This is a genomic window from Oryzophilus luti (assembly GCF_059726245.1).
The window spans coordinates 2,472,319-2,497,566 of record NZ_AP040874.1 but is presented as its reverse complement, the minus strand read 5'-3'; the positions used below and the strand labels follow the sequence as shown (position 1 = coordinate 2,497,566).

Annotated in this window: 18 protein-coding genes, 2 tRNA genes and 1 riboswitch; of the genes, 13 read left to right on the top strand and 7 right to left on the bottom strand. The window is 63.0% G+C overall.

All coding sequences use genetic code 11. The features are described from left to right. Positions 1-25: 25 nt before the first annotated feature. Positions 26-1,492, bottom strand: a complete 1,467-nt coding sequence (locus AC6IZO_RS10700; RefSeq protein ID WP_497804785.1) for a potassium/proton antiporter — start codon at positions 1,490-1,492, stop codon at positions 26-28. A 292-nt stretch (positions 1,493-1,784) separates the two neighbouring features. On the opposite strand from AC6IZO_RS10700, the gene AC6IZO_RS10695 reads away from it, so the two are divergent. Further along, entirely contained in the window at positions 1,785-4,454 is a 2,670-nt protein-coding gene (locus AC6IZO_RS10695) for a hypothetical protein (protein ID WP_497804784.1), read from the top strand. A gap of 212 nt (positions 4,455-4,666) precedes the next feature. On the opposite strand, the gene AC6IZO_RS10690 is transcribed toward AC6IZO_RS10695, so the two are convergent. Further along, positions 4,667-7,099, bottom strand: a complete 2,433-nt coding sequence (locus AC6IZO_RS10690; protein ID WP_497804783.1) for a hypothetical protein — start codon at positions 7,097-7,099, stop codon at positions 4,667-4,669. 490 nt (positions 7,100-7,589) lie between these two features. After that, a riboswitch (molybdenum cofactor riboswitch) is annotated at positions 7,590-7,743 on the top strand. Between the two features lie 173 nt (positions 7,744-7,916). Between AC6IZO_RS10690 and AC6IZO_RS10685 the strand changes: the two genes are divergently transcribed. The 4 genes from AC6IZO_RS10685 (at position 7,917) to AC6IZO_RS10670 (ending at position 11,098) form a co-directional block, all read left to right on the top strand. Then, positions 7,917-8,561 (top strand): 4Fe-4S dicluster domain-containing protein, encoded by a 645-nt coding sequence (locus AC6IZO_RS10685; protein ID WP_497804782.1) that lies wholly within the window; start codon positions 7,917-7,919, stop codon positions 8,559-8,561. A 2-nt stretch (positions 8,562-8,563) separates the two neighbouring features. Further along, positions 8,564-9,457, top strand: coding sequence for a 4Fe-4S binding protein (locus AC6IZO_RS10680; RefSeq protein ID WP_497804781.1), 894 nt, complete (start codon positions 8,564-8,566; stop codon positions 9,455-9,457). Further along, positions 9,457-10,623, top strand: a complete 1,167-nt coding sequence (locus AC6IZO_RS10675; RefSeq protein WP_497804780.1) for a 4Fe-4S binding protein — start codon at positions 9,457-9,459, stop codon at positions 10,621-10,623. Before AC6IZO_RS10680 ends, AC6IZO_RS10675 begins: the two co-directional genes overlap by 1 nt. A gap of 386 nt (positions 10,624-11,009) precedes the next feature. Next, positions 11,010-11,098 (top strand) — tRNA-Leu (locus AC6IZO_RS10670). Between the two features lie 221 nt (positions 11,099-11,319). On the opposite strand, the gene AC6IZO_RS10665 is transcribed toward AC6IZO_RS10670, so the two are convergent. Next, entirely contained in the window at positions 11,320-12,843 is a 1,524-nt protein-coding gene (locus AC6IZO_RS10665; protein WP_497804779.1) for an ArnT family glycosyltransferase, read from the bottom strand. Positions 12,844-13,007: 164 nt separating this feature from the next. On the opposite strand from AC6IZO_RS10665, the gene AC6IZO_RS10660 reads away from it, so the two are divergent. Next, positions 13,008-13,082 (top strand) — tRNA-His (locus tag AC6IZO_RS10660). Between the two features lie 223 nt (positions 13,083-13,305). Here AC6IZO_RS10660 and AC6IZO_RS10655 read toward each other — a convergent pair. Continuing rightward, positions 13,306-13,815, bottom strand: coding sequence for a hypothetical protein (locus AC6IZO_RS10655; protein WP_497804778.1), 510 nt, complete (start codon positions 13,813-13,815; stop codon positions 13,306-13,308). A gap of 277 nt (positions 13,816-14,092) precedes the next feature. Between AC6IZO_RS10655 and AC6IZO_RS10650 the strand changes: the two genes are divergently transcribed. Further along, the gene (locus AC6IZO_RS10650; protein WP_497804777.1) at positions 14,093-16,288 is read left to right on the top strand and encodes a lytic transglycosylase domain-containing protein; all 2,196 of its coding nucleotides are present in this window, start codon (positions 14,093-14,095) and stop codon (positions 16,286-16,288) included. A 90-nt stretch (positions 16,289-16,378) separates the two neighbouring features. Here the strand turns inward: AC6IZO_RS10650 and AC6IZO_RS10645 are convergent, their stop codons facing one another. Beyond that, the gene (locus tag AC6IZO_RS10645) at positions 16,379-16,717 is read right to left on the bottom strand and encodes a c-type cytochrome (RefSeq protein ID WP_497804776.1); all 339 of its coding nucleotides are present in this window, start codon (positions 16,715-16,717) and stop codon (positions 16,379-16,381) included. Positions 16,718-17,166: 449 nt separating this feature from the next. On the opposite strand from AC6IZO_RS10645, the gene AC6IZO_RS10640 reads away from it, so the two are divergent. Beyond that, positions 17,167-17,757 carry a hypothetical protein gene (locus AC6IZO_RS10640; RefSeq protein ID WP_497804775.1) on the top strand — a complete coding sequence of 197 codons (591 nt, stop codon included), beginning with the start codon at positions 17,167-17,169 and terminating at the stop codon, positions 17,755-17,757. Positions 17,758-17,900: 143 nt separating this feature from the next. Here AC6IZO_RS10640 and AC6IZO_RS10635 read toward each other — a convergent pair whose 3' ends face one another. Both AC6IZO_RS10635 and AC6IZO_RS10630 read right to left on the bottom strand, forming a co-directional pair. Next, positions 17,901-18,113, bottom strand: coding sequence for a hypothetical protein (locus AC6IZO_RS10635; protein ID WP_497804774.1), 213 nt, complete (start codon positions 18,111-18,113; stop codon positions 17,901-17,903). A 255-nt stretch (positions 18,114-18,368) separates the two neighbouring features. Beyond that, positions 18,369-18,941, bottom strand: coding sequence for a hypothetical protein (locus tag AC6IZO_RS10630; RefSeq protein WP_497804773.1), 573 nt, complete (start codon positions 18,939-18,941; stop codon positions 18,369-18,371). 291 nt (positions 18,942-19,232) lie between these two features. Between AC6IZO_RS10630 and AC6IZO_RS10625 the strand changes: the two genes are divergently transcribed. From AC6IZO_RS10625 to AC6IZO_RS10605, 5 genes are all read left to right on the top strand, one after another. Further along, positions 19,233-19,727: a hypothetical protein gene (locus tag AC6IZO_RS10625; protein WP_497804772.1), complete on the top strand. Its 495-nt coding sequence runs from the start codon at positions 19,233-19,235 to the stop codon at positions 19,725-19,727. A gap of 59 nt (positions 19,728-19,786) precedes the next feature. Next, positions 19,787-20,428, top strand: a complete 642-nt coding sequence (locus AC6IZO_RS10620; RefSeq protein ID WP_497804771.1) for a helix-turn-helix domain-containing protein — start codon at positions 19,787-19,789, stop codon at positions 20,426-20,428. 429 nt (positions 20,429-20,857) lie between these two features. After that, positions 20,858-21,136, top strand: a complete 279-nt coding sequence (locus AC6IZO_RS10615) for a hypothetical protein (protein WP_497804770.1) — start codon at positions 20,858-20,860, stop codon at positions 21,134-21,136. Positions 21,137-21,145: 9 nt separating this feature from the next. Next, a complete protein-coding gene (locus AC6IZO_RS10610) occupies positions 21,146-21,622 on the top strand; it encodes a dual specificity protein phosphatase family protein (RefSeq protein WP_497804769.1) in 477 nt (158 codons plus the stop codon). A gap of 57 nt (positions 21,623-21,679) precedes the next feature. After that, complete coding sequence (locus AC6IZO_RS10605) at positions 21,680-25,132, top strand: beta strand repeat-containing protein (RefSeq protein ID WP_497804768.1); 3,453 nt, start codon at positions 21,680-21,682, stop codon at positions 25,130-25,132. Positions 25,133-25,248 lie beyond the last annotated feature (116 nt).

The window sequence follows — 25,248 nt, the reverse complement described above, 5'->3', positions numbered from 1 at the left end:
GCGCGCACACACGGCTCGCGCAACTCTACCTTCCCCGCGCCGGTGCGAACGGCATCTGCCCGCTGGCAAGGAACTGCTCATCGGCCAGCACCTGTATAGTGTCTCCGCTTTCGAGCACCGTGCTGCCGCTGGGGACAATGCTTTCGCTGCCGCGCGCAATCAGCAGCACCAGCACGCCGTGCGGCAGGCCAAGGTCCATGATGCGGGACTGTGCCGCCTTACACCCGACGGTCACCTCGAACTCCACCAGCTTCTTGTCCGGCAGCGTCGCGGTGTTGTAGCGCAGGTGCGCCGCCTGCTCCGGTGCGCTTGCTTCGATCACGCCGAGCCAGCGTGCCACGCGGTCGATGGTGGTGCCCTGCGCCGCCACCGAGAGCGCCGCCACGAAGAAGACCGTGTTGAACAGGTTGTCCGAATGCGGAACATGGCTGGTGACGGCGAAGGTGGCCAGGATGATGGGCGCAGCGCCGCGCAATCCTGCCCACGCCAGGAATAACTGCTCCTTCACGCGGAAGCCGAACGGAGTGAGCGCCGCAAAGACGCTCAGCGGCCTTGCCACCAGCATCAGGAAGACCGCGACCAGCGTGCCCGCGCCTGCCACCTTCCACAACTGCGAGGGAAAGACCTGCAGGCCGAGAATGAGGAACATCGCAATCTGCAGCAGCCACGCCACGCCGTCATGGAACATGAGCAGGCTGCCGCGGTGTATGAGCGTCAGGTTGCCCACCACAAGCCCCGCCAGGTACACGGCAAGGAAGCCGTTGCCGCCCAGCAGCGAGCTGGCGGCAAACAGCAGCAGCACCAGCGCCACGCTCAGCACCGGGTACAGGCCCTCCCACTGCAGCCGCATGCGGTTGATGACCGCCGCGATGGCCTTGCCGCCCGCATAGCCAAAAACCGCTCCCAGCCCCATCTCGCGGACGAAGTGCTCCACGTGTTTGAGCAGGGAAGTTTCCGGCGAGACGATGGCCGTGATGGCCGCAAAGGTGAGGAAGACGGCCATCGGATCGTTGCTGCCGGACTCGGCCTCAATCAGGTGCACCAGCGACGGCTTCAGGCTGGTCCCCTTGGCGCGCAGCACGTTGAAGACCGCCGCCGCGTCCGTGGAGGAGGCAACCGCGCCCAGCAACACGGCCTCCTGCCAGCCCAGGCGCAGCACGTAGTGCGTAAAGGCCGCCACCAGCGCGCAGCTCACAAACACGCCCACGGTCGAAAGGCTCAGCGCCGGCCACAACTGGCTGCGGAAGTCCGCCGCGCGCGTCTCAAAGCCCGCGGCATAAAGTATGTAGACCAGCGCGATGATGCCCGCGCCCTGCGCCACGCGTGGGTAGTCGAACCATACGCCGCCGACGCCTTCCGAGCCGGCCACCATGCCGAGCGCCAGAAACAGCAGCAGCGTGGGCACGCCCAGCCGCACCGCCGCCTTGCTGGCCACCACGCTCAGCACCAGCAGCAGCGCCACCACGCCAAAAACCATGTAGAGCTGTGTCATCGTGCATGCTCCTTATCAGAGAACGACGCGCGACTGTCACACCCGTCCCTTGCAGCTTAACAGGCTGCCGAACCATGCGGCGAGCGTCCGGGCGCGACGCCAAAGAGCCTGCCCGCCGAGCTGCCTGAGGCCCATGAATTGTGGACGAAGTCACCGTTAAGGAATTCTTTCCGCAGCTTGTTAGACGGGCGAAGCGCTGGTTCGGAACCGCGCTCTCCGATGGGAAAATCACTCCCGGTGGTGACCACAGGCACAGACAATGGGGTGCCTCGGGCTTCAACGTTTCCGGCGCATGCAAATCCTCACAGGCGTTGAAATCTCCGACTTCCGCATCCGTGGAAACTACTTCAGCCAGCGCAGCCTGGTCGCCCGCCGCGCGGCCCATGCCAGCAAGCGCGAGTGCTCCGACGAGTGCCCCGGTTACGCGCCGCCGGTGGTGGACTACCTGCTGGCCACCGGCGAAAAGGGCAGCCTCGTCATCAGTGATACCGATATTCCCGCGCTGGTGAATGAAGACGACGCCACCGCCAAGCGGCATCTTTCGCTCATCCTGAACGCCCGCCAGGGCGACGCCGAAGCCGCCCGGGTGCTGGCCCTGTTGAATCAGGAATCGCTGCGTGAGACTCCGCCCGCCGCGCCGAAGGAGAGCGTTTACGCCGTGCCCTCCACCAGTTGCGAGCCGCACACCGAGCAGGAGATCAGCCAGAAAGCCTACATCCTGCTCAAGCTCAGCCAGCAGGGTTACCCGGTGCCGGACTTTACCGTGCTCACTACGCGCGCCTATGAGGATCGCGTGCGCCATTTTGAAGATCGCCTCGCCGAGGGCATCGAGCAGCTTGAAGTGCTCACGATGGAAAAGCTCGGCGACCGGCGCAATCCGCTGGTGATGGCCCTGCGCTGCGCCACCGCGTATTACATTCCCGGTCTGCTGGAGACTTACCTGAACGTTGGCGTTACGCCGGCAACGCTGCCCACGCTCGAAAGCCGCTACGGCGTGGTGCCCGCGCGCAAAATGTTTTTGAACAACCTGCGCAACCTCTGCCAGTGTCTCGGACGCGAGGAGCATGAGGCCATCGCGCGCGCCGTCAGCGCCGAGCTTCCCGCTGCTCAGTCGCAGCGGCTCATTGAGCGTATCGTCGACAAGCTCGACCACAAGAACCGCAAGCTCATCGTCGATCCCTTCGCGCAGGTGCGCTTCCTCGCCGAGCGCGCCTATCAGCACTTCGAGGCCAATCAGGAGCTGGTTATTGCGCTCTGCCGCGGCGCCGAGCACCTGCCCAGCCTCATCCTGCAGAAGATGATCTGCACCGTGCGCGATGAAGTCGCCTACGTCGGCGTCATCAGCAGCCGCCACTCGCAGTTCGGCACCGGCATTGAGTTGCAGACCGCGCGCAACGTCTTCGGCGAGGAGATGATGACGGGCACGGCGGAAACGCAGTCTTGCACTTTTCAGTCGCGCGAGGCCATCAAGGAGAACTTTCCCGCCGTGCATCACTTCGTTCCGTCGCTCGCCAAGCTCGAACGCGAGTTTGAAGCGCCGGTCACCATCGAGTTCGCCGTGGAAGCCACGCGCCGCCACCAGTTGTTCGCCCTGCTTCAGTTGAACCAGACGGGCATGGTGGGCCGCGCCGCGCTCATCTCGGCCGTGGACATGCACAAGGCGGGTATCATCTCGCGCCAGCGCGTTGCCGAGCTTGTGCGCCCGTACCACATCAAGCAGATCACCAGCGACACCATCGACGAGGAGCAATTCCGTGCCTTGCACTGCTTCTGCTCGGGCGTCTCCGTGCTGCCGCGTTCGGCGGTCTCCGCACGGGTCTATTTCAGCGACTCCACGGCGCTCAACGCCAAGGCCGCCGGAGAAAAAGTCTGCCTCTGCAAGCAGACCTTCCTGCCGACGGATTCGGCCGTTATGCGCGAGATGGACGCCATCATCAGCCTGACCTCAGCGGCCGTGCATGTTGTCACCATCTGCCAGAGCCTCGGCATCCCCGGCCTGCTCAGCATGGAGAAGGGCGGCGCGCGGCTCGAAGAAGAACAGCTCGTCAACGCCAGTGGCGAGGTCATCCGCGAGGGCGACTGGATCACCATCTCCTCGCGCCGCATGAGCGTTTACGTCGGGCAGGCAAAGTTCAACGCCGGACGCCTGCTGCGCTACATGCAGGGCGAGACCCAGAACCTCAGCGACGAAGAGAAGGACAGCTTCACTGAAGTTGCATACGCCTTCCGCTACTTTCAGCAGCTCAGCAAGGGACGCGAGTACGACCAGGTGGCGACCTTCAGCGAGGTCATACGGCTGGTGAACTTCGAGTTGCGCAATGATCCCGAGGCGGCGCGCCGGCTTGTGAATGGCTGGTTTGACAGCCACCAGACGCCCTACATGGAAGAGGTGCTCAAGAGCGACATTGGCGACCACCTCGGCCAGAGCAATGTCTTCGAGATGCTGACGCTCGAGCGCAAGATCACCTTCTATAAGCAGGCGCTCGCGCGTTGCCGCCAGGAGCGCATCTCCGGCTACGAGGCGGGCGCGTTCATGCTCGGGCGCTTCCTCTGCACGCGCTATCCGGTCGCCTTCTGGCGTGCGCTGGAGCCCGTGGAAATTGCGCTGCTGGTGAACGAGTGGGTGCTGTTTGAGAAATACATACAAGTGCTGCGCAACGTGGGCGAGCGCAAGATTCTGCTGGCGCGCAAGCAGATTCTCAAGAACGGGCTGGAAGAACTTTCGCTGCACGCCGGCACGCTCACTTCAAGCCTCATCACGCTCAAGCTGAGCGGCGTGCCGCTGGAGCAGGTGCGTCAGGCGCTGCCGGAGTGGAGCGACCCGCAGTCGGCCAGCGTGCTGGAGCTTTTGCAGCAGCCCTACAAGCACTTCTACGACTACCACGCGCCGTGGTCGGTTGGGCAACTGGAGAAAATTTGCCAGGAGGAGAGCCTGCCCGTTCCCAAGCCCGACGACCGGTAGCGCATCTTGCCGGATGGAGCGGCCCGGGCGGAATCCCGGGTGCCTGCGAAAAAGCTGGGTGCCCCAGGTTCACGGAGCGAAGCGCAGTTAACCTGGGAAAACAAGCGCTTCATCTGGCCGATACTGCGGAAATATTCCAGCTTGTGTAGCATCCGCAAAGAAAGAAACGCGCAGGATACTGGCTCCTGCGCGTTTTGCACTTACAACAACTGTTACACGGTCACCGCCACCTTCTCCGGCTCCGCGGTCTGCGCTGGTGCAGGCTTCAGCCCGTAGAGGTAGTCGCGGTCAATCACCGGTTCCGTTGCACGCAACACCTCTGGCAGTTCCTTGCAGTCGCGCGCGGCAATCAGCCGCCCGAGCGCGAGTGACATGGAGAGCACGGCGTTCATGCCCAGGTTCGCCTTGCGCTGCATGATCTGTATCTTCTCCTCGGCGGTGGCGTCCTCGGAGATTTTGCCGCGCTTGGTTGCCAGGTCCAGCTCCAGCGTCAGCAGCGTGCGGTCCAGGTCCACAAGGTTGCCCAGCGCGGAGACCTTCTGCCCGAGGAAGCATGGCGCAATGATCTGTCCCACGTTGTCCACGGCGTTCAGGCAGCCCTTGCCGTTGTAGCGCTTGGCGCGGATCCACAACGCGGCCAGTTCGGTGTCCTCGCGGGCCAGCGCTGCGCCGTCCACGTCCGGCTTGAAGCGGAAGGTCTTCTCCCTTTCCTTGGCGTTGAAGTACTGCGGATACTTCCGCGTCAACGGGCTCTGCTCCACAATGCTGTCCACCAGGTGGATGGCTTCGTCGGTTCCGGCCGAGGTGCCCAGCGGCGTCGCTGCCGAGAACTTCATGCCGTTATCCAGCATGATGACCACACCCACGGTCGGAATGCCGGCGTTGGTCGGCTCCTCGTGCGCAGAGATGTCAACGATGATCGTGTCGGGGTCGATGCGGCGCGTCGGGCGGATGCCCTTCTTCGCCATCTCCATCAACTCCACAATGCGACCGTACTTCACCAGCCGCTCGGTGTTGGCGCCGCCGCCGCACTTCAGCCCCAGCGCGCCCACCGCAAAGCTGATGTCGGCCTCCATCACCTCGTTTGGAGACTTCGACCGGTGCGAGACCACCAGCGCCAGACCCATCTCCTTGGCGGTGCGCGTGGCCAGCAGCGTCTCACTCAGGGAGCCGATCTGGTTGGCCTTGATGAGTGCCGTGTTGATCAGCCCCTGCTCGGCGCAGCGTTTGATGGTCGAATCCTTCGTCGTCACCAAGTCGTCGCCGATGATGAGGATGTCCTTGTCGAGCGCGCTCATCAGCTTCTTCCAGCCTTCGTGGTCGTCCTCGGCAAAGCCGTCTTCAATGGAGACGATGGGATACTTCTTCACCCACTTCACGTACAGGTCCACCATCTCGTCGGTGGTCAGAACCTTCGGGTCTTCGGCGCGCCAGAACAGGTACTGGCCCACCGATTCCTTCTCGCCGGTCTTTTCGCGGTAGGCGTTGCTCAGTTCGCTCGCCGCCGGGTCCAGCGCAATGCACACGTCGCGGTCGGGTACAAATCCGCATTCCTCAATGGCCTGCACGGCCACGCGCAGCGCGCGCTCCTCGGGCAGCACATCGTCCTTGCCGCGCGCGTAAGAGGCCACAATGCCGCCTTCGAGGCCGATGCCGACAAAGTTCAGCCCTTCCGTGTCCTGAATGATCTGAATGGCGCGGCTCTGCAGCAGGTTCGTGACGCGCTGCGCCTCAATGTAGTCCTGCGCCGTCAGCGGCAGAAACATGAATTCCTGGAAGCTGAGGTTGCCGCCCATCTCCTCCGTGTGGCGTCCGCCCATGATCGAGTTGCGGAACTCCCACGGCGCAAATACCACCTGCCCGTCGGCCAGCTTCAACTCCTGCAAACGGTGCAGACGCAGCTTGCGGCGCAACTCTTCCGGTTTGCCCGTGCGCGCGGTGAGCGCTTCTTTCGCGGGTTCGGCGGCGCGGACGGAGGCGGCCTTCTCGGCGGCTTCCTTCTGGCGCTCGCGGAACGCTTTGTACTTGCCCGCGTCTGCCAGCAGGAAGTCAAACAGCGCCACTACGCCGATGGTGAACAGAAAGCGTCCAAAATAGACGAGTCCGGGCATGTCGGCATGGAAGCCGTAGACGCCCAGCACCATGCCCGGCAGGAAGCAGATCTGGCTCAGCACCTTGCTGAACTGCGGGCCGGCGGCTGCTACTGCCAGGTTCTGTGTCTTCACCGCCGGATGGAAGTTGCCGCTCTCCTTGTTGACGCCCGCGAATTTTCCATACGGAATCTTCACGAACATCTCCAAGTACCACAGGCAGCGATCCATGGTGCCGGCTTGCAGCTTCTTTTCGGCCTCCACCGCCAGTTCCGGGCGAAGGTTGTTGGTCTTCACCGCGGCCAGGTAGTGGCCAATCTCGTGGATGGCGATATTCGTGTGCCACGCCAGATACCACATCGCGCAGGAGATGATGACCTCAAAGCTGAGGAACATCTGCCGGATTACTTCCACCCGCGACGACACCGTGGGCGCAATGCTCATCAGCGAGGTCAGGAACGCGGCGTGGAAGGAGACAAGTTTGTGGTTCGCAATGATCCAGCCGCGATCGAGTTGCGGCTCTTCCGTCGGTTTCGGAAGCAATCTGGAAAACAACGTCCGAAGGAAGCTTCCCGAGGGGGTAATCCGGTACATGGCACTCCTTTGAATACGTCTTTTGCAATGAGGGAATCGCTCTGGCGCAATCTGGGTCGCGTAACCGAGCGCCGGGCATTTTGTCTCCGATAGGGCCAACCGTCTGTGACACGCGTCACGAGATGGAGGGGCATGCTGACGAGCCTCCGCCTGTTTTCGTCGCGCATTCTTCTTCCGTCAGAGTTCCCGGCAGCGCTTGCAGCAAGGCCTCTGCGTTCGGGCAACTGTCGACCTGATGTCACTCTGCTTGCCCGGCGACTGTCATTTCGTCGTCATTTCTGACGGCGAAGCCCCGAGTTGTAATTTGCACCATTCGTAACCTGTTGAAACTTCTAGAGTCGGTTCGTCCGGGGGAATGGACTCCTTCGTGCTACACACCCGGGTAGGGTCAGCAAGGCGTGATCTCGGCGCTGGCTGGTCCATCAGTAAAACGGTTAATCCGTGCGGTATTTGTGGGTTCCGTCTCTGATCGGTGTCTCCTAACGGCGAATACGCCTAGGGACGCACTGGCGGCGGTCGGCTCCTCTCAGGGGAGAACGATCCGAGGGTCGCGCTGGAAACCGCGCCTCCTCCCGAGTATGGAAAAGAGACATCATGCGTGCTTTAGAAATTCTCTTTTACGATTTGCGAAGCCAGCACTCTTTGCGCAGTTCACGGCCCGGCCATACCCTCTCGGCGCGCCATCAAACACCCGCACTTGATCGAACCGTTTCTCAAACACACAGCCGAGGCTTGCTCTCTGCAATGAGCGGGCTGCCGGGCCAGTGGAGGTAGAGGAATGGAGCAGGGCGGTAAGCAAGAGGCAACGACCAAGTCAGCATTTCAGGCACGACGTCGGACGATGCTGGAGGGGCTGGCGTGTGTCGGGGTGACGGTTGCGCTGGGGCCTGCGGCGCTGAGTCTGGCGCCCGGGGAGGTTCAGCGGAGCAAGCTGATCCGTCCGCCGGGTGGGCAGTTGGAGCACCACTTTGCGTCGTTGTGCATCAAGTGCAACCGGTGTGAAGAGGTGTGTCCTCGCCACGTGATCTCGACGGCGCGCCTGCGCGACGGGCTGCTGGCGGCGCGGACGCCGAAGCTGGACTTCACGCTGGGCTACTGCGACTTCTGCATGAAGTGCGTGGACGTGTGCCCGACCAACGCTTTGCAGCGCGTGGACAAGAAGACGGCGCGCATCGGCGTGGCGGCCATCCTCAAGGACCAGTGCATTCCGTGGCAGTGGGGCGGCTGCACGCGCTGCTATGAGAAGTGTCCGGAGAAGGCGATCAAGCTGGACGATCAGAAGCGCCCGATCATCGTGGAATCCAAGTGCAACGGCTGCGGACTGTGCGAGCAGATCTGTCCGGCGACCGAGTTGCGCTCCTATCAGCCCGGACAGACGCGCGGCGTCGCGATCGTGCGTCCGGGCAGCAACGTGGGGGCGTAGCCGTGGCCGCAGAGAAGAAGACTCGTGCCAGTCAGTTGCGCACCGCCACCATCACGGTGGTGGCCGTGCTTGTTGTGGCCGGAGCGATGGGCAACATCGCGGTCGGCTCGTTGTCGGGCTTCGGCGTCAAAGGCACCTCAGCCATCTGTCCGCTGGGCTACCTGGAGACGTCGCTGGCCAGCCGCACGCTGATGCCGCGCCTGCTGGTTCCGTTCCTCGCCATCGCGCTGGCGGTTCTCATCCTCGGCCGCGTGTTCTGCTCGTGGGTGTGTCCGGTGCCGCTGCTCAAGAGCTGGCTGCCGGAGAAGAAGGCGAAGGCCGCCGAGCCGTCTTCGGCTTCATCGAGCGATCCGCTGCCGCAGTTGCCGGTGCGCATCAGTAATGCCGAGCCGGACCCTGCGCCGGACAAGCCGCTGGCGAAGCAGCCTTCGACGGGCCTGCTGGTGCTGGGCGGCACGCTGCTGTCGTCGGCCGTCTTCGGCTTCCCGGTCTTCTGCCTGGTGTGCCCCATTGGGCTGACGTTCGCCACGCTGTTCGCCGTCATCCGTCTGTTCCACTTCAACGAGCCGACCATCGACCTGATTCTTTATCCGGCCATCATCGTTGCCGAACTGCTGCTGTTGCGGAAGTGGTGCAGCCGCATCTGCCCGGTGGGGGCGCTGCTGTCGCTCATCAGCCGCTGGAACCGCTCGCTGGTTCCGACGGTGGACGGCACGCGCTGCCTGGCCCTGAGCCGGGGCACCAAGTGCGACCAGTGCCACGCGGCCTGCGCCGAGGAGATCGACCTGAAGGCCGTGGACGTGAAGAGCCGGATCAACCAGTGCACCAAGTGCCGCGAGTGCGCCGAGCACTGCCCGGTGCACGCCATCAGCTTCCCCTTGTGGAGACGATCGTAATGCTGTCGAAACTGGAGTTGTTTACCGAGGCCTGCTCCCAGCTGGATAAGCGGGGAGTGGTAGTACAGAACGAGCTGTGCCTGCACACGCGTCACCAGGCCAGCAGCTGTTTGCGCTGTTCCACGGCCTGCCCCACCGGCGCCATCCGGTTCGAGGACGGGCTGGTGTTTACGGCCGACAAGTGTACCGGCTGCGGCGCCTGCACCACGGTGTGCCCGAGCGGCGCGCTGAGCGGCAAGCTGCCGTCGAACGCCGAGGTGCGCGCGCTGGTGCAGCGCCACATCGCGCAGTCGGGCGCGGTGGCCTTCGCCTGCGAGAGCTGGCTGGAGCAGCATCCCGAGGAGCGCGACCGCGTGGTGGCCCTGCAGTGCACGGCGCGGCTTGACGAGTCTCTGCTGGCTGAAGCCGTGCTGAGCGGCGCGCGCAGTGTCACGCTCATCGACGGCGCTTGCGCCGGGTGTCCGCAGGGCAAGCTGCGAGAGCTGGCGCAGCAGACGGCTACCACGGTCAACACGCTGCTGGAGCGCTGGCAGCACAAGCCAGCGGTAGTGCTCCAGCCGGAACTGCCTGCCGAGATCGTCGCGCTGCCGCAGACGCAGGAGGCAGCCACCGGGCTGTCGCGCCGCGGCTTCTTCACGGTCTTCCGCGGACGTGGTGCCGAACTGGCCACCGAGGCGCTGCCCGGCGTGCTGAGCGTCGCGCTCGGCCGCCGCACGGAGAACCCGAACGCGCACCGGCTGCTCTCGGAGTATCCCAAGCACCGGCCCGAGCGTCACCAGCGGCTGGTGGCGCTGTTGAAGCAGCAGCCGAGCAAGCCGGAGCCGGCGGCGTTCGAGAGCGAGATGTGGGGCGAGGTCACGGCCACGCACGGTTGCAGCGGCTGCGGCGGCTGCGCCGAAATCTGTCCGACCGGCGCGCTGACCGCCGTTGAGCACGACAACCTGTGGGGCATCTTCTTCGAGGGCTCGCGCTGCACCCACTGCGGACTGTGCGTGAACATGTGCTCGCGCGAGAGCCTGCAACTGAGTTCGACGATACAGCTCGACACCATGCTGAAGCAGGAGCCTCGCCTGCTGACGGTGAAGAGCCAGGAAGAAGTCGGGAGCCTGATGGAGCCGATGGAGGCGCGCATCGCTCGCCTCTTCGACGGCTACGTTACCTGGTGACGCCGCGGCCCGGGGGGAAGACGGTGCCGCGCCGGATCGGCAAGCTCTCCGGCCCGCGCACCCGCCGTCCCGCCGCCGCTGTCGCCCGGTCACACAGCCCCGCCTTCTTCCACCCTGCCCATGGCGCCTCTGGCAACGCCATGGGCGTTTTTATCGCGCGGAAATCCCGAGAAGCGAGCGACCTGCTCAGGCGCGTAGCAAGTGATTTTGCGGCGTGTGCATTTTGCCTGCGGCAGCAGTTGGAAGCCGCGCGGAGGTTATGCGATACTAAGTCATCCAGAACGGAGCAACGCGCACCAGAACTGGCCAACGTGGTTTCCATAAGCTTTGCGTGAGGACCACAACCAGCGAGGATGTTGCTCTGCCGCGGTAGTTTCTTCCCACATGCCGGGATGGCGGAACTGGCAGACGCAGCGGACTCAAAATCCGCCGAGGCTTACCCCTCGTGGGGGTTCGACCCCCCCTCCCGGCACCAACACTCTTCTCTCCAATTTTGTTCCTCTTTCGAGCGACGCTCGTTCTGAGCACAGTCGCAGTCCATTGCAATTTCAGAGTGCGAAGTTGTGCCGGTTCCTGCATACCGCGAAGATACGTGGATGATTCGCGGGACTCTCGGCGCTGCTTCCACGGATTTCAAGATGGCGGCACCCGGATGCGTCGCTGAGGGAGGTAGTCTCCACCGGGGCAGGGCGAAGGTTACTGCTGGTTGCCTTGCGTGGAGGGTGCGATCTCTGCAAGCACCAGTTCGCCACGCTCGGCAATGATGCGCACCTGAAGGTGCGCATCGTCGGCAAGGGCGTGGTAGAGGCTTGTGGGCGTGAGCAGCAGGCCGGGTTGAACGAGCGCCTCGCGAAGGGGGCGCGGCGCAGCGTAGGGGGAGTGGAGCGCGTCCTGCGTCGCTTCCCGGTAATAGGTCATCACCAGCGGGCGGCGGTTGTAGAACAGCAGCGGCTGCTTCTCGAGGAAGGTCTGGTCGAAGCAGGTGTAGAGCGGCGCGTCATTGTTACCGTAGCGTGCTGCCTGCGCCTGTTGCAGAAGAAGAAAGCTGGCGGACGTGCGCGAGTCAAACAGCCCATTCGCCGCAGGCGGTTGCTGGTAGAGCTCGCCGGGCAGGGGCGGCCGCTGGTGGAGCTGCCAGCCACAGAATAGAGGCAGCAGCAAGGCGCACGCTGAAATTGCCCAACGGCGTTGCGGCACGCGCCAGAGCATCAGTACTGCCAGCAGGCTCAGGCACGGCAGGGCTGGCATCACGTAGGCAGGCAGCTTAGTTCGAGCCAGCGCGTAAACAACGGTAATCACCGCGACGTTTGCGCCGAGGATGGCGGTTGCGTCGCGCTGCCGCCAGCACAATAGCAACCCGATCAGCCCGAGCACGGCGAACACAAACAGAGCGTGCCAGTAGACCGAGAGCGGGGAGTAGAAGGACGCCACATGGCCGTCGAGCGGCCGCAAGGTTCGCTCCATCACCTGATGGAGAAAGTACTCGTCCACGAAAGCTCGTCCATGCCGGAGCAGCATGGCCGCATGCCATGGCAGCGCGAGCGCCAACGCAAGCAGGGCGGAGCGACCCAGTTGCGGTGCCCGCCACTGCTGGCGGTCACGCATGGTCAGCGCGGCCAGCAGGAGACTGAGGGGAATGACCAGCGCGCCCGCACCCTTCATCATCAGACCAAGGCCGAAGGCGGCGCCCGTGCCGTACCACCAGCGCGGCTCGCCGGAGAGGGCGAGCACGGTGGCGAACACGGCTAGCGTAATGCAGAACGTCAGCGGCATGTCGGTGCCGCCAAAGCGCGCCAGCAGCAGGAACTCTCCGCTCGTCAGCAGCAGGAGGGCACTCAGCAACCCGGCCCAGCGGTTCATGAGGCGGCGGCCCAGTTCAAAGGTGAGCATGACGGTGCCGGCGCCGCAGAGGCTCCCGGTCAGCCGCGCGGTGAACTCCGAGACGCCGAACAGTTGATAGAAGGCGGCGGTGAGCCACATCAGCAGCGGAGGCTTCTCCAGCCACGGGCGGTAGTCGAACAGCGGCGTCAGCCAGCTGTGCCGTTGCAGCATCTCGCGCGCAATTTCGGCGTAGATGCACTCGTCCCAGCTCTCCAGCGGGCGTACGCCCAGGTGGTAGAGCGTGGCTGCCAGCGCACAGGCCAGCAGTAGCAGGCGCAGCACGACGAGCGTCCAAGCGGTGCGTGCATCGGTCGACGAGTGTGTGCCGCTGGTATCCATTGCGATGGGGTGGTGCGTTCCATTGTATCTGGGGCTTCACGCGGGCCGCAGAGGCAGCGCGCTTCGGCGTATTCATTCGCTGAAACCAAGTTTTCCGCAGGGCTGCGGTGGACGGCTTCTCAGACAGACTTTTCCTCTGCTATAATCGAAATGTTCTGATCACGGTGGGTGTAGTTCAGTGGTAGAACCCCGGTCTGTGGCACCGGTTGTCGTGGGTTCGAATCCCACCACCCACCCCAAACCTTCCTCACAATCTAGTTTTTGAAGCGCGGGTTCTTTGCTGCGCGCTTGCATAAGTGCGGCTCCTCAACTTGGGCTGTGACGCGCCCAGAGACGGGCGCGGTCGCCGACACTGCGCGTCGGCTTTCCCAGCCCTCGCCGAGGAGCTGACTATCCTTTGATTGCTGCGGTGAATTCCTCGGCCGGCCAACCCGCCCGGGCCGCCATTCCGCTCCGAATCAGCTAGTGGCTTGACTGAATCATCTGCAGAGATTTCAGAACGTGTTCAAAGGCTGCCAGCTCGCTGCTGGAGGCAGGCGTTTTTTCCTTTCCCATTGAGACGGAGAACATGAGCCCCTGTGAGGAGCCGGGATTCAAATAGGCCACGTAATCGTAGTATTCGCCTTCGGTGTAGAACAGCTCGGCGGCACAGGCATAGGAAGGATGCTTGATGGCCAGCTTCTGAAACTTGGTTTGGGGATACTTTTTCTGGTACTCGATTTCATCCTGGCGCATGTCCTCTGCCGGGGCTTCGGTGGCCTTGGGGTTGAGCCGGACGCGAATGGTCGTTCGATGTTCGCGCGACTGCCGTTCGCGGGGAAAGAAGATGAGATTTACCTGATAGCTGCGCGCGGCGTCACCACTATCTGCATCCCATCCTTCCGGCTCGCTGGCCAGGAACGTGAACCCGTCTCCGTAAAGAATGAGCCCATGTGAGTCGTGCTTCGGAGCCTCCGCTGCAGGCTTCTTCACTTTGTCTTGTGCGGGGAGCGCCAATGTCAGAAGCATCAATAGAGCGGCAAGGAGCCGGAGGATTCTCATGGCCGGTAATCTATCGCATCCATTGGGCGCTGCAAACAGGTAACTTGGTCAATCACCCTCGGACGGTGGCGATTGACCCCTCTGGCTGCGGAATTTAGAGTTGAAGCTGCGGTTGTTTCGCTTGGTGCCTGCGTTTGGCAGGCGGGCGAGGGCCGCAAGGGCGCATCTCCGCTGAAGCGGCGAAGTCGAACGCGCGCCGCGAGAGTCGATGGTGAATTCAAGTTCCAAGTGGTGGATGGTAGGCCTGCTGGCAACGACGCTGGCGGCACTGGCTTGCGCGCCGGAGGGCGAGGGCGCAGCGGCAAAGCAGTCTTCGCAGCCCACGCCGGAGATGACGGCCCCGACGCTGACGCAGCAGGAAGCCTCCCCGGCCCGGGGTACCGCGCAGGCCACGGTACCCGCAGCGGCACCGCAGCCGCAGGAGCCACAGCCCCGCACGGCCGAGCAGCTCATCTCGCACGCCGAGGCGGCCTATGCCCGCGGCCAGGCCAACTACAACGCCGGACACCTGGAAGCCGCCAAGGAAGATTTCGACCGCGCCTTCAATATTCTTGCGCGCGGCCCGGTGCCCATCCATCAGAACGAGGCGCTGGAAAAAGAGTTCGACAAGATTGTGGAGGCCGTCTACAACCTGGAGTTGGTGGCTCTCCAGCAGGGCGACGGTTTTACCGAGCGGAAGTCCGAACCGGCCCCGATCGACGAAGCCAACGACGCTACGTTCCCGGTCGATCCGGCGGTGCGCGCGCGCGCCGAGGCCGAGTTGAAGCAGACGCACTCCGACCTTCCGCTGGTGATGAACGACCAGGTCGCCAGCTACATCTCCTACTTCTCTTCTTATAAGGGGCACTTCGTCATCCAGAACGCGCTGGTGCGCGGCGGACGCTACCGCGAGATGATTCACCGGGTGCTGAAGGAAGAAGGCGTGCCGCAGGACCTGATGTACCTGGCGCAGGCCGAATCCGGCTTCAATCCGCTGGCGCTCTCGCGCATGGGAGCGCGCGGCATGTGGCAGTTCATGCCGTGGGACGGCATGCACGCCGGCTTGCAAAGAAATTGGTGGCTTGACGAACGCCAGGACCCGGAGAAATCGACCCGCGCCGCCGCCCGCCTGTTGAGGGATCTCTACAACCTGTTTGGCGACTGGTACCTGGCCATGGCGGCCTACAACTCCGGTCCGGGCACGGTGCAGCACGCGGTGGAGCGCACCGGCTATGCCGATTTCTGGGAGCTTTACCATCGCAACGTGCTGCCGGGAGAGACGCGCAACTACGTCCCCATCATCGTGGCCATGACCATTATGGCCAAGAACCCCGAGCAGTATGGGCTGGACAAACTGGTGCCGGAAAAGCCGGTGCCGTTTGAGACCGTGAAGCTCAACTATCCGCTGGATCTGCGCCTGGCGGCGGAGTGCGCCAACACCTCGGTGGACATGCTGCAGCGGCTTAACCCAAGCCTGCTGCGTATGACCACGCCCAAGGATATGGACTTTACCCTGCGCGTGCCGGTGGGCAGCGCGGAGCAGTTCGAGCAGGCCATCGCCAATATCCCGCAGGAGAACCGCACCAACTGGCGCTATCACCGCGTGCAGGGAGACGAGTCGCTGACGGCGATTGCGCGCAAGTACAAGACGACGGCTTCGGCCATTGCCGAGGTGAACAACCTGGGCGAGGACGCCAAGCTGGAGCGGGATATGCGGCTCATCATCCCGGTCAGCCGCTCGGTCAATGCCGATAGCGACAAGAGCAGCGCTTCAGCTTCGTCCTCGGCTTCCGCCGCGTCCGGCACTAAGTATTCGAAGAAGGCTGTCTCTTACAAGGTGCGCCGGGGCGACACGGTTCTCAGCGTGGCCGACGACTACGGCGTTCCGGCCACCCAGCTTCGCAAGTGGAACCACCTTTCTGGAAACAGCCTGAAGGCGGGCCGCACCCTGACCATCTACCGCCCGGTGGCCTCGAAGGAGGCTTCCAGCAAGGACGACCGCAGCGCCTCCGGCAAATCCAGCCGGTCGAAGAAGGGCTCCAAGGCCAGCAAGGGCCGCGACGCCGCCGACCAGAGCACAGCGGATGAGGCCACCAGCTCGAAGCACTCGCGCAAGCGCGGCTCCAAGCAGGCTGAAGCCGATGAGCCGAAGGATACGGTGAAGGGCAAGACGGCGGGCAAGGGCAAGACGAAGGCCTCCAAGGCGGAGACGGAGCAAGCCGAGCCGAAGTCGAAGTCGGCGAAGCACGCCGGAAAAGCGGAGGCCGACAAGGCCTCCAAGGACGAGTCCAAACGCACGGAGAAGTCTGGCAAGCAGGCTGCTGCGGAGAAGCGCTCGGGCAAGAGCACGGCCTCGGCAAAGTCCGCCAAGAGCGACAAGCCCGCCACCAAGAGCACTGGCAAGCACAAGAAGAAGAGCGAATAGCCCTGATTCAGCAAGCTTGCAGACATGCAAAAGCCCGGGCCGTCACCCGGGCTTTCGTGCGTCTGGATTGAATCAATGGAAAGCTTGCTACTACTTCTGTTGCAACCCGCGCATGTAGGCGATGACGGAGTTCAATTCGTTGGCCGACATCTCCTTCTTGAGCAGGTAGGCGTGCGGATACTGCGTGTGGCCCACGCCCTTGCCGACCGAATCGATCATCTGCTGGTCATTCATGGCCGCGATGCCGCGGGCGCGCAGGTCGGGGATATGCATCTTGGTGGCGGCGGCGGTGTGCCCGCTGCCGTCGGCGGCGTGGCAGAAGACGCAGTGCTTCTCGTAGGATTTCTTCCCGGTTCCGGCGGCGCTATCGGCTGCCAAGGCAACCAGCGAGGCACAGACCAGCAGACAAAAGAGGGGAACGGCCTTCATCGTTGACTCCAGTATCTTCGACGGGCCTCTACGGGCCCTGTCGCCGCTGTTATTTAACCTCTAACTGTCCTATTGGGGGTGCAGGAAAGCGCCAGTCGGACACACCGAAGTTGTTATTGCATCGTGCTGTAGTACATGTACTATGGGGTGCGAGAGAAATCCTATACAGGTGAACGGCATCGTGCTCCATCTCCGGTCCATTCCATGACCGTGGCGGTGGCGGGGAATGATTGCATGATGCAGTGGCCCGGAGTATCTTGGTGCGGTGCTGAGGCCGCCCGCAGGCCCGGTTTGCCTGTTTTCCAGAACTTTTCGCGGGAAGTGTGCGAAAACTCTTTTCCCATGCTCAATTCCGCGTTAGCTTGTGGCAGTGCGGCACCAGTGTTGGTGCTTGGTACTTCTCTTAAGAAAGCCGCGGCGCCGGCAAACGAAACCAGGAGGATGCTACTTTGATCGACGATACCCTGTACGGACGTGACGACGAGATGGATGATTTCGGTGACAGCGGCAATTACGATGAGGTTCTCGACGAGGAAGAAGAAGAATTCGACGAGGATGAGGAAGAGGAAGAACTGGAGAGCACCCCGGTTCGCATCGCCGAGGCCGTGATCGTGACCGAGGTTCCGGTGGAAGTGGTTGCCGAGCCTGTGGTGGAGCCGGTTGCCGAGCCGGCCAAGCCTGCCAAGAAGCCCGTGGCCAAGAAGCCGGTGAAGAAGGCTGCGCCGAAGAAGCCGGCCAAGGCCGCCAAGAAGCCCGCTGCCAAGGTGGAAAAGAAGGCCGCGAAGCCGGCTAAGAAGGTTGCCAAGAAAGCGGTGAAGAAGGCTGCCAAAAAGGCCGCAAAGCCTGTGGCGAAAAAAGCCGTCAAGCCCGTGGCGAAGAAGGCCGTGAAGAAGGCGGCCAAGCCGGTGGCCAAGAAAGTGAAGAAAGCCGCCAAGCCTGTCAAGCCGGTGAAGAAGGCGAAAAAGGCCGAGAAGAAGGCTTTGAAGAACGTGAAGAAAGCCGTCAAGGCCGTGAAGAAGGCCAAGAAGGGCAAGAAGTAGTTTTCCGCGAGGAATCGCGATCCGGGGATTCGTGATCGAAGACTCGTAACAAAGGGCTGCGCTTGGCGCAGCCCTTTTGTCTTAGCGGGAATTTTCACGGAGAGCGCAGCGCGGCGATCATGCTCCGCGCGCCGGGGTGTGCGTTACTTGGTGCGCACGGCCGTCAAGCACTGTCCGTAGAGTTCGATCAACTGGCGGGCGAACTCTTCCGGCTTGGCCGGGGAGCCACCCTGGAATCCGGCGCTGCTCTGGGCCGTCTTGCCATAGCCGGTGGTGACGGCGACAAACTTCATCATTTCAAGCGCAATTTCCTCGTCGCGACGGCTGGGCGGCATCGGGGTCGGTGTATCACTCATGGAGATCTCCTGCGGCTGAAGGGCCAACTCGAGCCGCATCATAACAGATCGTAGAGAGGCCAGCGTGGTGCGGCATGGCGGCTGGTTTGCGGAGCAGCAGCGCAGTGGAGTTCCGAAGCCGGAAGCGGCGAAGGGCGCGGAACCGGCGCAGCACGGCGCGCTAAATTGCAGAGGAATTTTCTCACCCTGTCTCCTACAGTATGCGGGAGGCGGAATCCGGCAGGACGGCATCCGCCTCCGTAGTCACATTCAGCCTCAGCGCCGGGAGACGGGCATGGCAGGATGAATGATGCCCGGCGTGGCCCGCGCCGGCGGCTTGCGCGGAGGCAACGGGAACTGGCTGGCTGCGGACGGCAGCGGGCAACGGAGCGCGGAGCCGGATTGTTCGGAGAGATCGTCATCGAATTCATCTTCCCCAAATCGGCGGCTCATCAATCCGGCCCGCAACAGCTCGCGTGTCAGGCGGTCGAGCGCGGCGGCATAACGGCGCTGCGCCTGCGTGACCGAGAGCCGCATGGCGGCTGCCGCTTCGCGCCGTTCCAGCCCCAACAGGGCAAAGGCTGCCAGTGCCTCGAGCGAATCGGCGTCGAGTTGCCGCAGGCAGCGCTCCACGTCATGGACGAAAATGATCGCGTCCTCAAAGGTGCGAAGACGGTAAGAGCTGATGCGCGCTTGCGCCTCCTGCACACGCAGGGTGCCCGGTGTTCGCGCAACCCCGGTGGAGAGTCGGACGAAGCGACGCAACAAGGCCCCGGTGTGGGCGCGATAGGCGGCCAGATGAAAATGCCGGGAGTGGATCAGGTGCAGCTCGAGGTTCCGCTGTCTCATAGGCGCACCTCGGCAGGGGCTGCTGCGGCCTGCCAGGGCGGCAGGGGAGAAGTGCGGAGCAACCGCTCGGCCACCTCGCGCGGAGTCAACTGCAACCTGCGCCGGCACGCGGCGCAGAGGGTCTGTTGCGAGTCACGCGGGCGGACCCAGAGGCCGCCACATCGCTCGCAATACTTCAATTCACGAATCTGCATCGGATGGTTCATTGTCATCTCTGCCCCTTTGACTGAGAAACGCATTGAGCCCTGCCAGAGTGAGGCGCCATGGACGCCCTCGATGCAGACAGGCGTGATGGCGCAACACCAGACAGGGCTCGTTTCAGTTACGATGACCTGCTCGGCCTATTTAGTTGTGGCTTCCGGAGCCGCTCTACCCGGCGGCGGCTTTGTTCCGGAGCGCAGGCGGCCGCTAGACGAGCCGGTCGTCCTGCCGACGTGTGAAATATCCCTCCTCGTATCCGGACTTGAGTACCTGTCCGTTCTGAATCACGATGCTCAGGCGGCCCGAAAAGCGGAGCCGGAGGAGCAGTTTTTCCGTCGCCGCGGAAAGCAACTCGGAACGTTGCACCTTGCGGCGGAATTCCGCGAAACTGGCTTCTTCACGCGGTCCTTCCTCTGTGTCCATGCGCTGCTGCGCCTCTTCGCCAGTGGGGGATTGGATTTGGGATCGTGGCCGAGCGCTACATTAGCCGCGGTAAAAATGAAAAGTCAAATGAAATATTGCTTTGAGAAATTCATTATTGTGTATGTATATCTAAGGGAAATACTTGGGGTATCACAATGCTGATACAGGATCTGCAACGGCGTTTGCGGAAGATTGTGAGTGCCAGGATCGAGTCCGGGGAGATGACCGGATCGGAGCTGGCGCGGCGAGCAGGATTTCAGCAGGCTCACATTTCCAACTTTCTCGGCGGCAGGCGGGGTCTGAGCGTGGAAGCCAGCGACCGCATCCTGCGTGTGTTGCGGCTGGAGGCGGAAGACCTTTACCAGCAGCCAGCGCAGGTGGCGAGGATGGAGGCCAGCGTTGCCGGAGATGGCGAAGCAGTGCCCGTGGTGCGCGGAGGCGCGTTGTTGCAGGCGGCGTTCTCCACGCGCGACGTGCTGCGCTACCAGAGCTTTCCGCCGCTGCTGTTGGAGCGCCTGCGTGCCGAACGCGGACATGGGCGCGGACACTGGATCCGCTGGGTGGCCTATGAAGTGGACGAGGCATCGGCGGAGGCCATGCGTCCACGCCTGATGCCGGAGGCGCTGCTGCTGGTGGACCGTCACTATGTGTCGCTGAAGGAATACCGCAGCGGCACGCGGAACCTGTATCTGGTGCGTCGCGGCGAGCAATGGATGGTGCGGTACCTGGAGCGCGAAGGAAGCCAGTTGTGCCTGCGCCCTGAGCAGAACGATGCGGCGGTTCACTGCCTGACGCTGAACTCAGGGAGAGGGCTGGGGGAATTCGTGGTGGGACGCGTGGCGCATGTGAGCTACGCCTGCTAGCCTCGACGCGACATGACAGAGGTTCGGCGATGGTTGCGCAGTGTCAAGAGGAGGATTGTGCGCGGCGGCGTTTAACTCGCTGAAAGCGGAGCAAATTGAGTTCGCGAGCGCATGGCAGGATTCCGCGCGTGCCAGTGTATCCTGTAACTACAAGTCGCCAACGGGAGAGTGCGCACGGCGGAAAGCTCACCAGAAAGCGAGAAGAGAGGCGGCCGTGCAGGCCGCCATTTTGCTTGCGGGAAGCGAGGGGCGGTGCGAACGAGACGACGGGGAGAGGTACCAGAAAAACAGGATGCCGGAGCCGGGAAAGCAGCAAAAGCTCCGGCGGGGGCAGGCAAACGAAAGGCCAGCCCGAACTCAGGGACGAAGAAAAAAGCGGGGGCGAAGGTCTCCGGCAAAGGCCCGGCAGCGAAGAGCAAGGCCAAGGCAGTGGCCAAACGCAGCACGAACCTGCGCAAGGCAGCCGAACGGGTTCGGGAAGCGATGCCGCAGATTGTGGACACGATGGTGGACAAGGCGCTGAAGGGCAACGTTCAGCACCTGAAGACACTGCTGGACGTGACGGGCGTGAAGGAGCAGTTGCAGCAGCAATGCCAGCCGGAGCCGGAAGGCTCGCTGGCGGAGTTGCTGCTGCGGGAGCTGGGCGAGGACAAGACTTCGACGGCAGAGACCGAGCCGGCGGACAAGAAAAACGGGACGCAGGATTAAGGAGCACTCGTGGCGATCGACCTGACGTGGGTGACGGAGCGGATTGCGGTCGGCGGCGGCATCTGGACGGAAGAACGGATGACGGAGCTGGCGGCGATGGGCGTGACCCACGTCATCGACATGCAACTGGAGTTTGATGACACGCCTCTGGGCGAGGCCGCTGGAGTGGCGGTGCTGTGGAATCCCGTAGACGACGACTTTGAGCCGAAGCCGCCGCAGATTTTTGAGCGCGGCGTGGGGTTCGCGCGCCGGGCGCTGGAGCAGGAAGAGACCAAGGTCTTTATACACTGCGCGGCAGGCGTGCACCGGGCACCGATGATGGCGCTGGCCGTGCTCCGCGCGCTGGGTTATACGCTGGCGGAGGCGATGCAGACCATCCAGACGCGGCGTTACGTGGCCGATTTTGCGGATGTGTATGTGCGCAGTGTGGAGCGATACATTGAGGGGATGGACCCCCGGGACAGCCGTCGCGCAGCCGAAAAATGATGGGCGCGTGGGGCGGGGTACGTGGAGAGTTGGCAAAAGAGGAGAACTGAGATGCGCATGAGCAGCCGCCTTGCTGGGCGGTTTTTCTGTTTCTGGGCGATGTGCGTGGTGCTGCTGTGCGGCGTGGCGAAGCTATCGGCGACGACACCGCAGAAGACAACGGTTGCGGACACTGTTTACCGCGCCGATGGCACGCCAGCGCAGGGCACGGTGAACATCCGGTGGAATGGTTTTACGGCGAGCGATGGGACAGTGGTTGCGGCGGGCTCGATGGCGGTGAAGTTGGGGGCGAATGGAAGCTTCTCCGCACAACTGGTGCCGAACACAGGCTCGACGCCGGCGGGCAGCTACTACAAGGTGACGATGAAGCTGGATGATGGCACCACCAGCGAAGAGCAGTGGGCTGTGCCAGCGGTGGCGCAGACGACGATTGCGGCGGTGCGCGCGACGATGACGCCGGCAAGCGTGGCGCAGCAGTACGTAGGCCGCGACTACGTGGATACGGCGATTGCCGGCACGCAACTGGCAGACGCCAGCAGCGTGGCCCGCGTGAACGCTGTGAACACGTTTACGCAGAGTCAGACGCTGCCCAGCTATAACAACCAGCTCTCTGTGGACGGAAGCGTGAACTCTACGGTGCAGGCGGCGGTGACGACGGCGGCGGGAGCGAAGAGCGTGTCTGTGCCGCCGACGTACACCACGGCGGACGTGGTGGCAGGCACTCGCGTGACTGATCCGAACGCACTGACATTCTCGAATCAAGTAGCCGGTTCGCACATCGTTGACATGCGCTTTGGCACAACGAGCGAGTACCTGTGGAACCCGGCGCTGAACACCTCGACCGGCAGTTGGACGGGCATCAGCCAGAACCGCGTGGCGCTGTCGAACTTCAATGCGTCCTATCCGCAGAATGTGCATTTCCGGGTGTCGCAGATGGATGTGCTGGACGGGGCGCAGAACTTCAATGCCAACGGCTACACGAACAAAACGAACCTGACGGCGCATTCCAGCTTTTTGAACGCCTGGAGCCGGGGACAGGTGAACGCGCACGAGTTTATTGCGAACTGCTACGGAACGGGCGACTGCATCTCGGCGAACTTTGTGGCGCGCAGCTTTGGCGGACTGGACACGCAGAGCGATGAAGGGACGCGGCCTCTCACGCAGTCGTCCGTGCAAGGCAACGTGGAATACAGCAACACGGCCGCGGCCTACAACGCGAGCACCTACAAGATCACTGGGGGCACGCCCACCAAGGGCGCGCAAACGCAGGGCACTGGGCGGCGCGTGATCCTGACCAGCGCGGGAACGTACTCGGCGGGCACCATCACTACAATCAGCGGCAGCGGGCTGGTGACGTACACCGGTAGTGGAACGGGATGGCCGGTTTCGGTTACCACGAACACCACGTCCTCGATTGTGCAGAGCAGTGGAACGGCGCGAACGGTGAGCATCCCGGTTTCAAACAGCGCGGGGTTCACCGCTGGCGCGAACCTGTGCCTTGCCGATAACGCGACCTACGAGCAGACGGTGATTGCCAGCGTTCCGGACTCGACGCACATCACGGCCACTCTGCGGAAGACCTATGCGAACGGCGCAACGGCTGCCAGCGGCGGGTTGTGCGGCTACGCCATTGCGCTGGACGCCGACACCTGGGCAACCAGCGGCAGCATGGCGTACTGGGGCTATACGGCTCCGCTGAGAATGGCTTTGCCGGTTGTGGCGACGCCTTCAGCAACCACGGCGACGGTGTGGGCGTCATCGTCGGGTGCGGCGAACAGCTACTGGGGATCGGCTGTCACCACGAGCGGCAGCAATACCTACACGGCCTATCCGTCGGCAGAGGTGTTGAGTGTGACCACCGGAGGCGTGATTGATGATTCATTCGCGCTGGAGCCGAACAAGTTCGCCTGGAGCGGCGCGAACTTCAATGAACTGCTGTATCCGGCGTTCACGAGTACGGGCGTCCGGCAACTTCAGGTGAAGGTGTTTCCGTCGCCAGGCAACAACGGGGGCGGGAACGATTGGAAGTTCTATGGCGTGTGGAGCGGCAACGACACGCTGCTGAACCTGAACAACCTCACGGCGTCGAGTTACTACACCACTCTCACGCCGCCGCTGGGGCTTCGCTTCATCGGGCGCATCCGGAGTGGCGTTTACATGACTACTGCGCCCTCTGACTATGGAATGTGGTTTGGGTGCCCGGCTGCCGGATGCACTGGAAGCGTCGGTGTGTTCGGCTTGCAGGGAGCATCCCGCTCGGACTGGTTGAACTATCACCCGGCGGATGGAACGTGGGAACTCTCGGTGAACGGCTACTACAGCAACGGCCATAGCTGGAGCTATCAGTTCGGCACGCACGGCGTGGATTTGCCGGGCGACGCGACGGCTGGAGCTTCTTACGTCAGGGGCTATGACGGAACCTACCTGCACAAGCTCCAATGGCCGACCGGCACGGCGGCGCGCACCTGGAACTTGCCGGATGCGAGCGGAACACTGTCGCTTGTGACAGCGGGAAGCTGCATGAATCAGGCGGTGACGGCCGTCAACAATGGCACTGCACCTGCGTGCGCCACGATCACCTCGGCCTATGTGGACAGCAGCGTTGCGACCGTGGCGGCAAGCAATGTATTCAGCGGGGCCAACACTTTCAGCGGCAATAACACGTTTACCGGAACCGTAACGGTGAACCAGAACCTGAACGTCGGCAATGGGGCAGATGGTGCCGTGCGGTTGAAAAACGCGTCCGGCACTACAACGATCAGCCTTTATGGTGGAGATGGCAGCGGCGTGTTCTCCAGTTTGTACGTGGGCACCTATGGCGGGTTTACGACCAGGCTGGCCGCACAGACGCTCTCGGCCAACAACACGCTGTACCTGCCGACGATCTCTACGGACTACCTGGTTTCGCGGACGAGCACGGATACGCTGACGAACAAGACGCTGACTTCCCCGATATTGACCACGCCCTCGCTGGGGGCAGCGACGGCCACGAGCGTGAATGGACTGGCGCTGACGGCAAATACATCGGGATTCAGCGTGGCGGGCGGGAGCACGACCAGCAAGACGCTGACGGTAAACAACTCGCTGACGCTGGCGGGAACCGATGGTACGACGATGACGTTTCCTGCCACGAGTGGAACAGTGTGCGCGAGCGGAAACCAGTGCACGGTGGCGGGGCTAACGGTGACGGGCCTGCTGGTGTCGAACACGGCACCGACAGTCAGCAGTGGCTTTGGAACTTCTCCAAGTGTGACGGCGAGCAATGGCACGGCGGCGTTCCGGGTGAGAGTCGGCACGGGCGGCTCGGCCAGCAGCGGCGTGCTGACGCTGCCGGCGGCGACAACCGGCTGGAACTGCTTTGCCACGGATGTGACGACGCCGGCAACGAACAACACGAAGATGACGGCGAGCACGACGACCAGCGCGACGCTGACCAACTACAACGCAAGCGGAGCAACAACGGCGTGGACAGCGAGTGATGTGCTGGCGGTGAGCTGCTTCGCGTATTAGGCAACGGTGTGGGGAGGAGAGAGGCGGCGCAATGCGCCGCCTCTTGACGTTTGGAGCTCAGTAAAACGAGAGCAGTTTGAAGTTTCCGGTTTCAAGTTTCGGGTTTCAAGAACCCA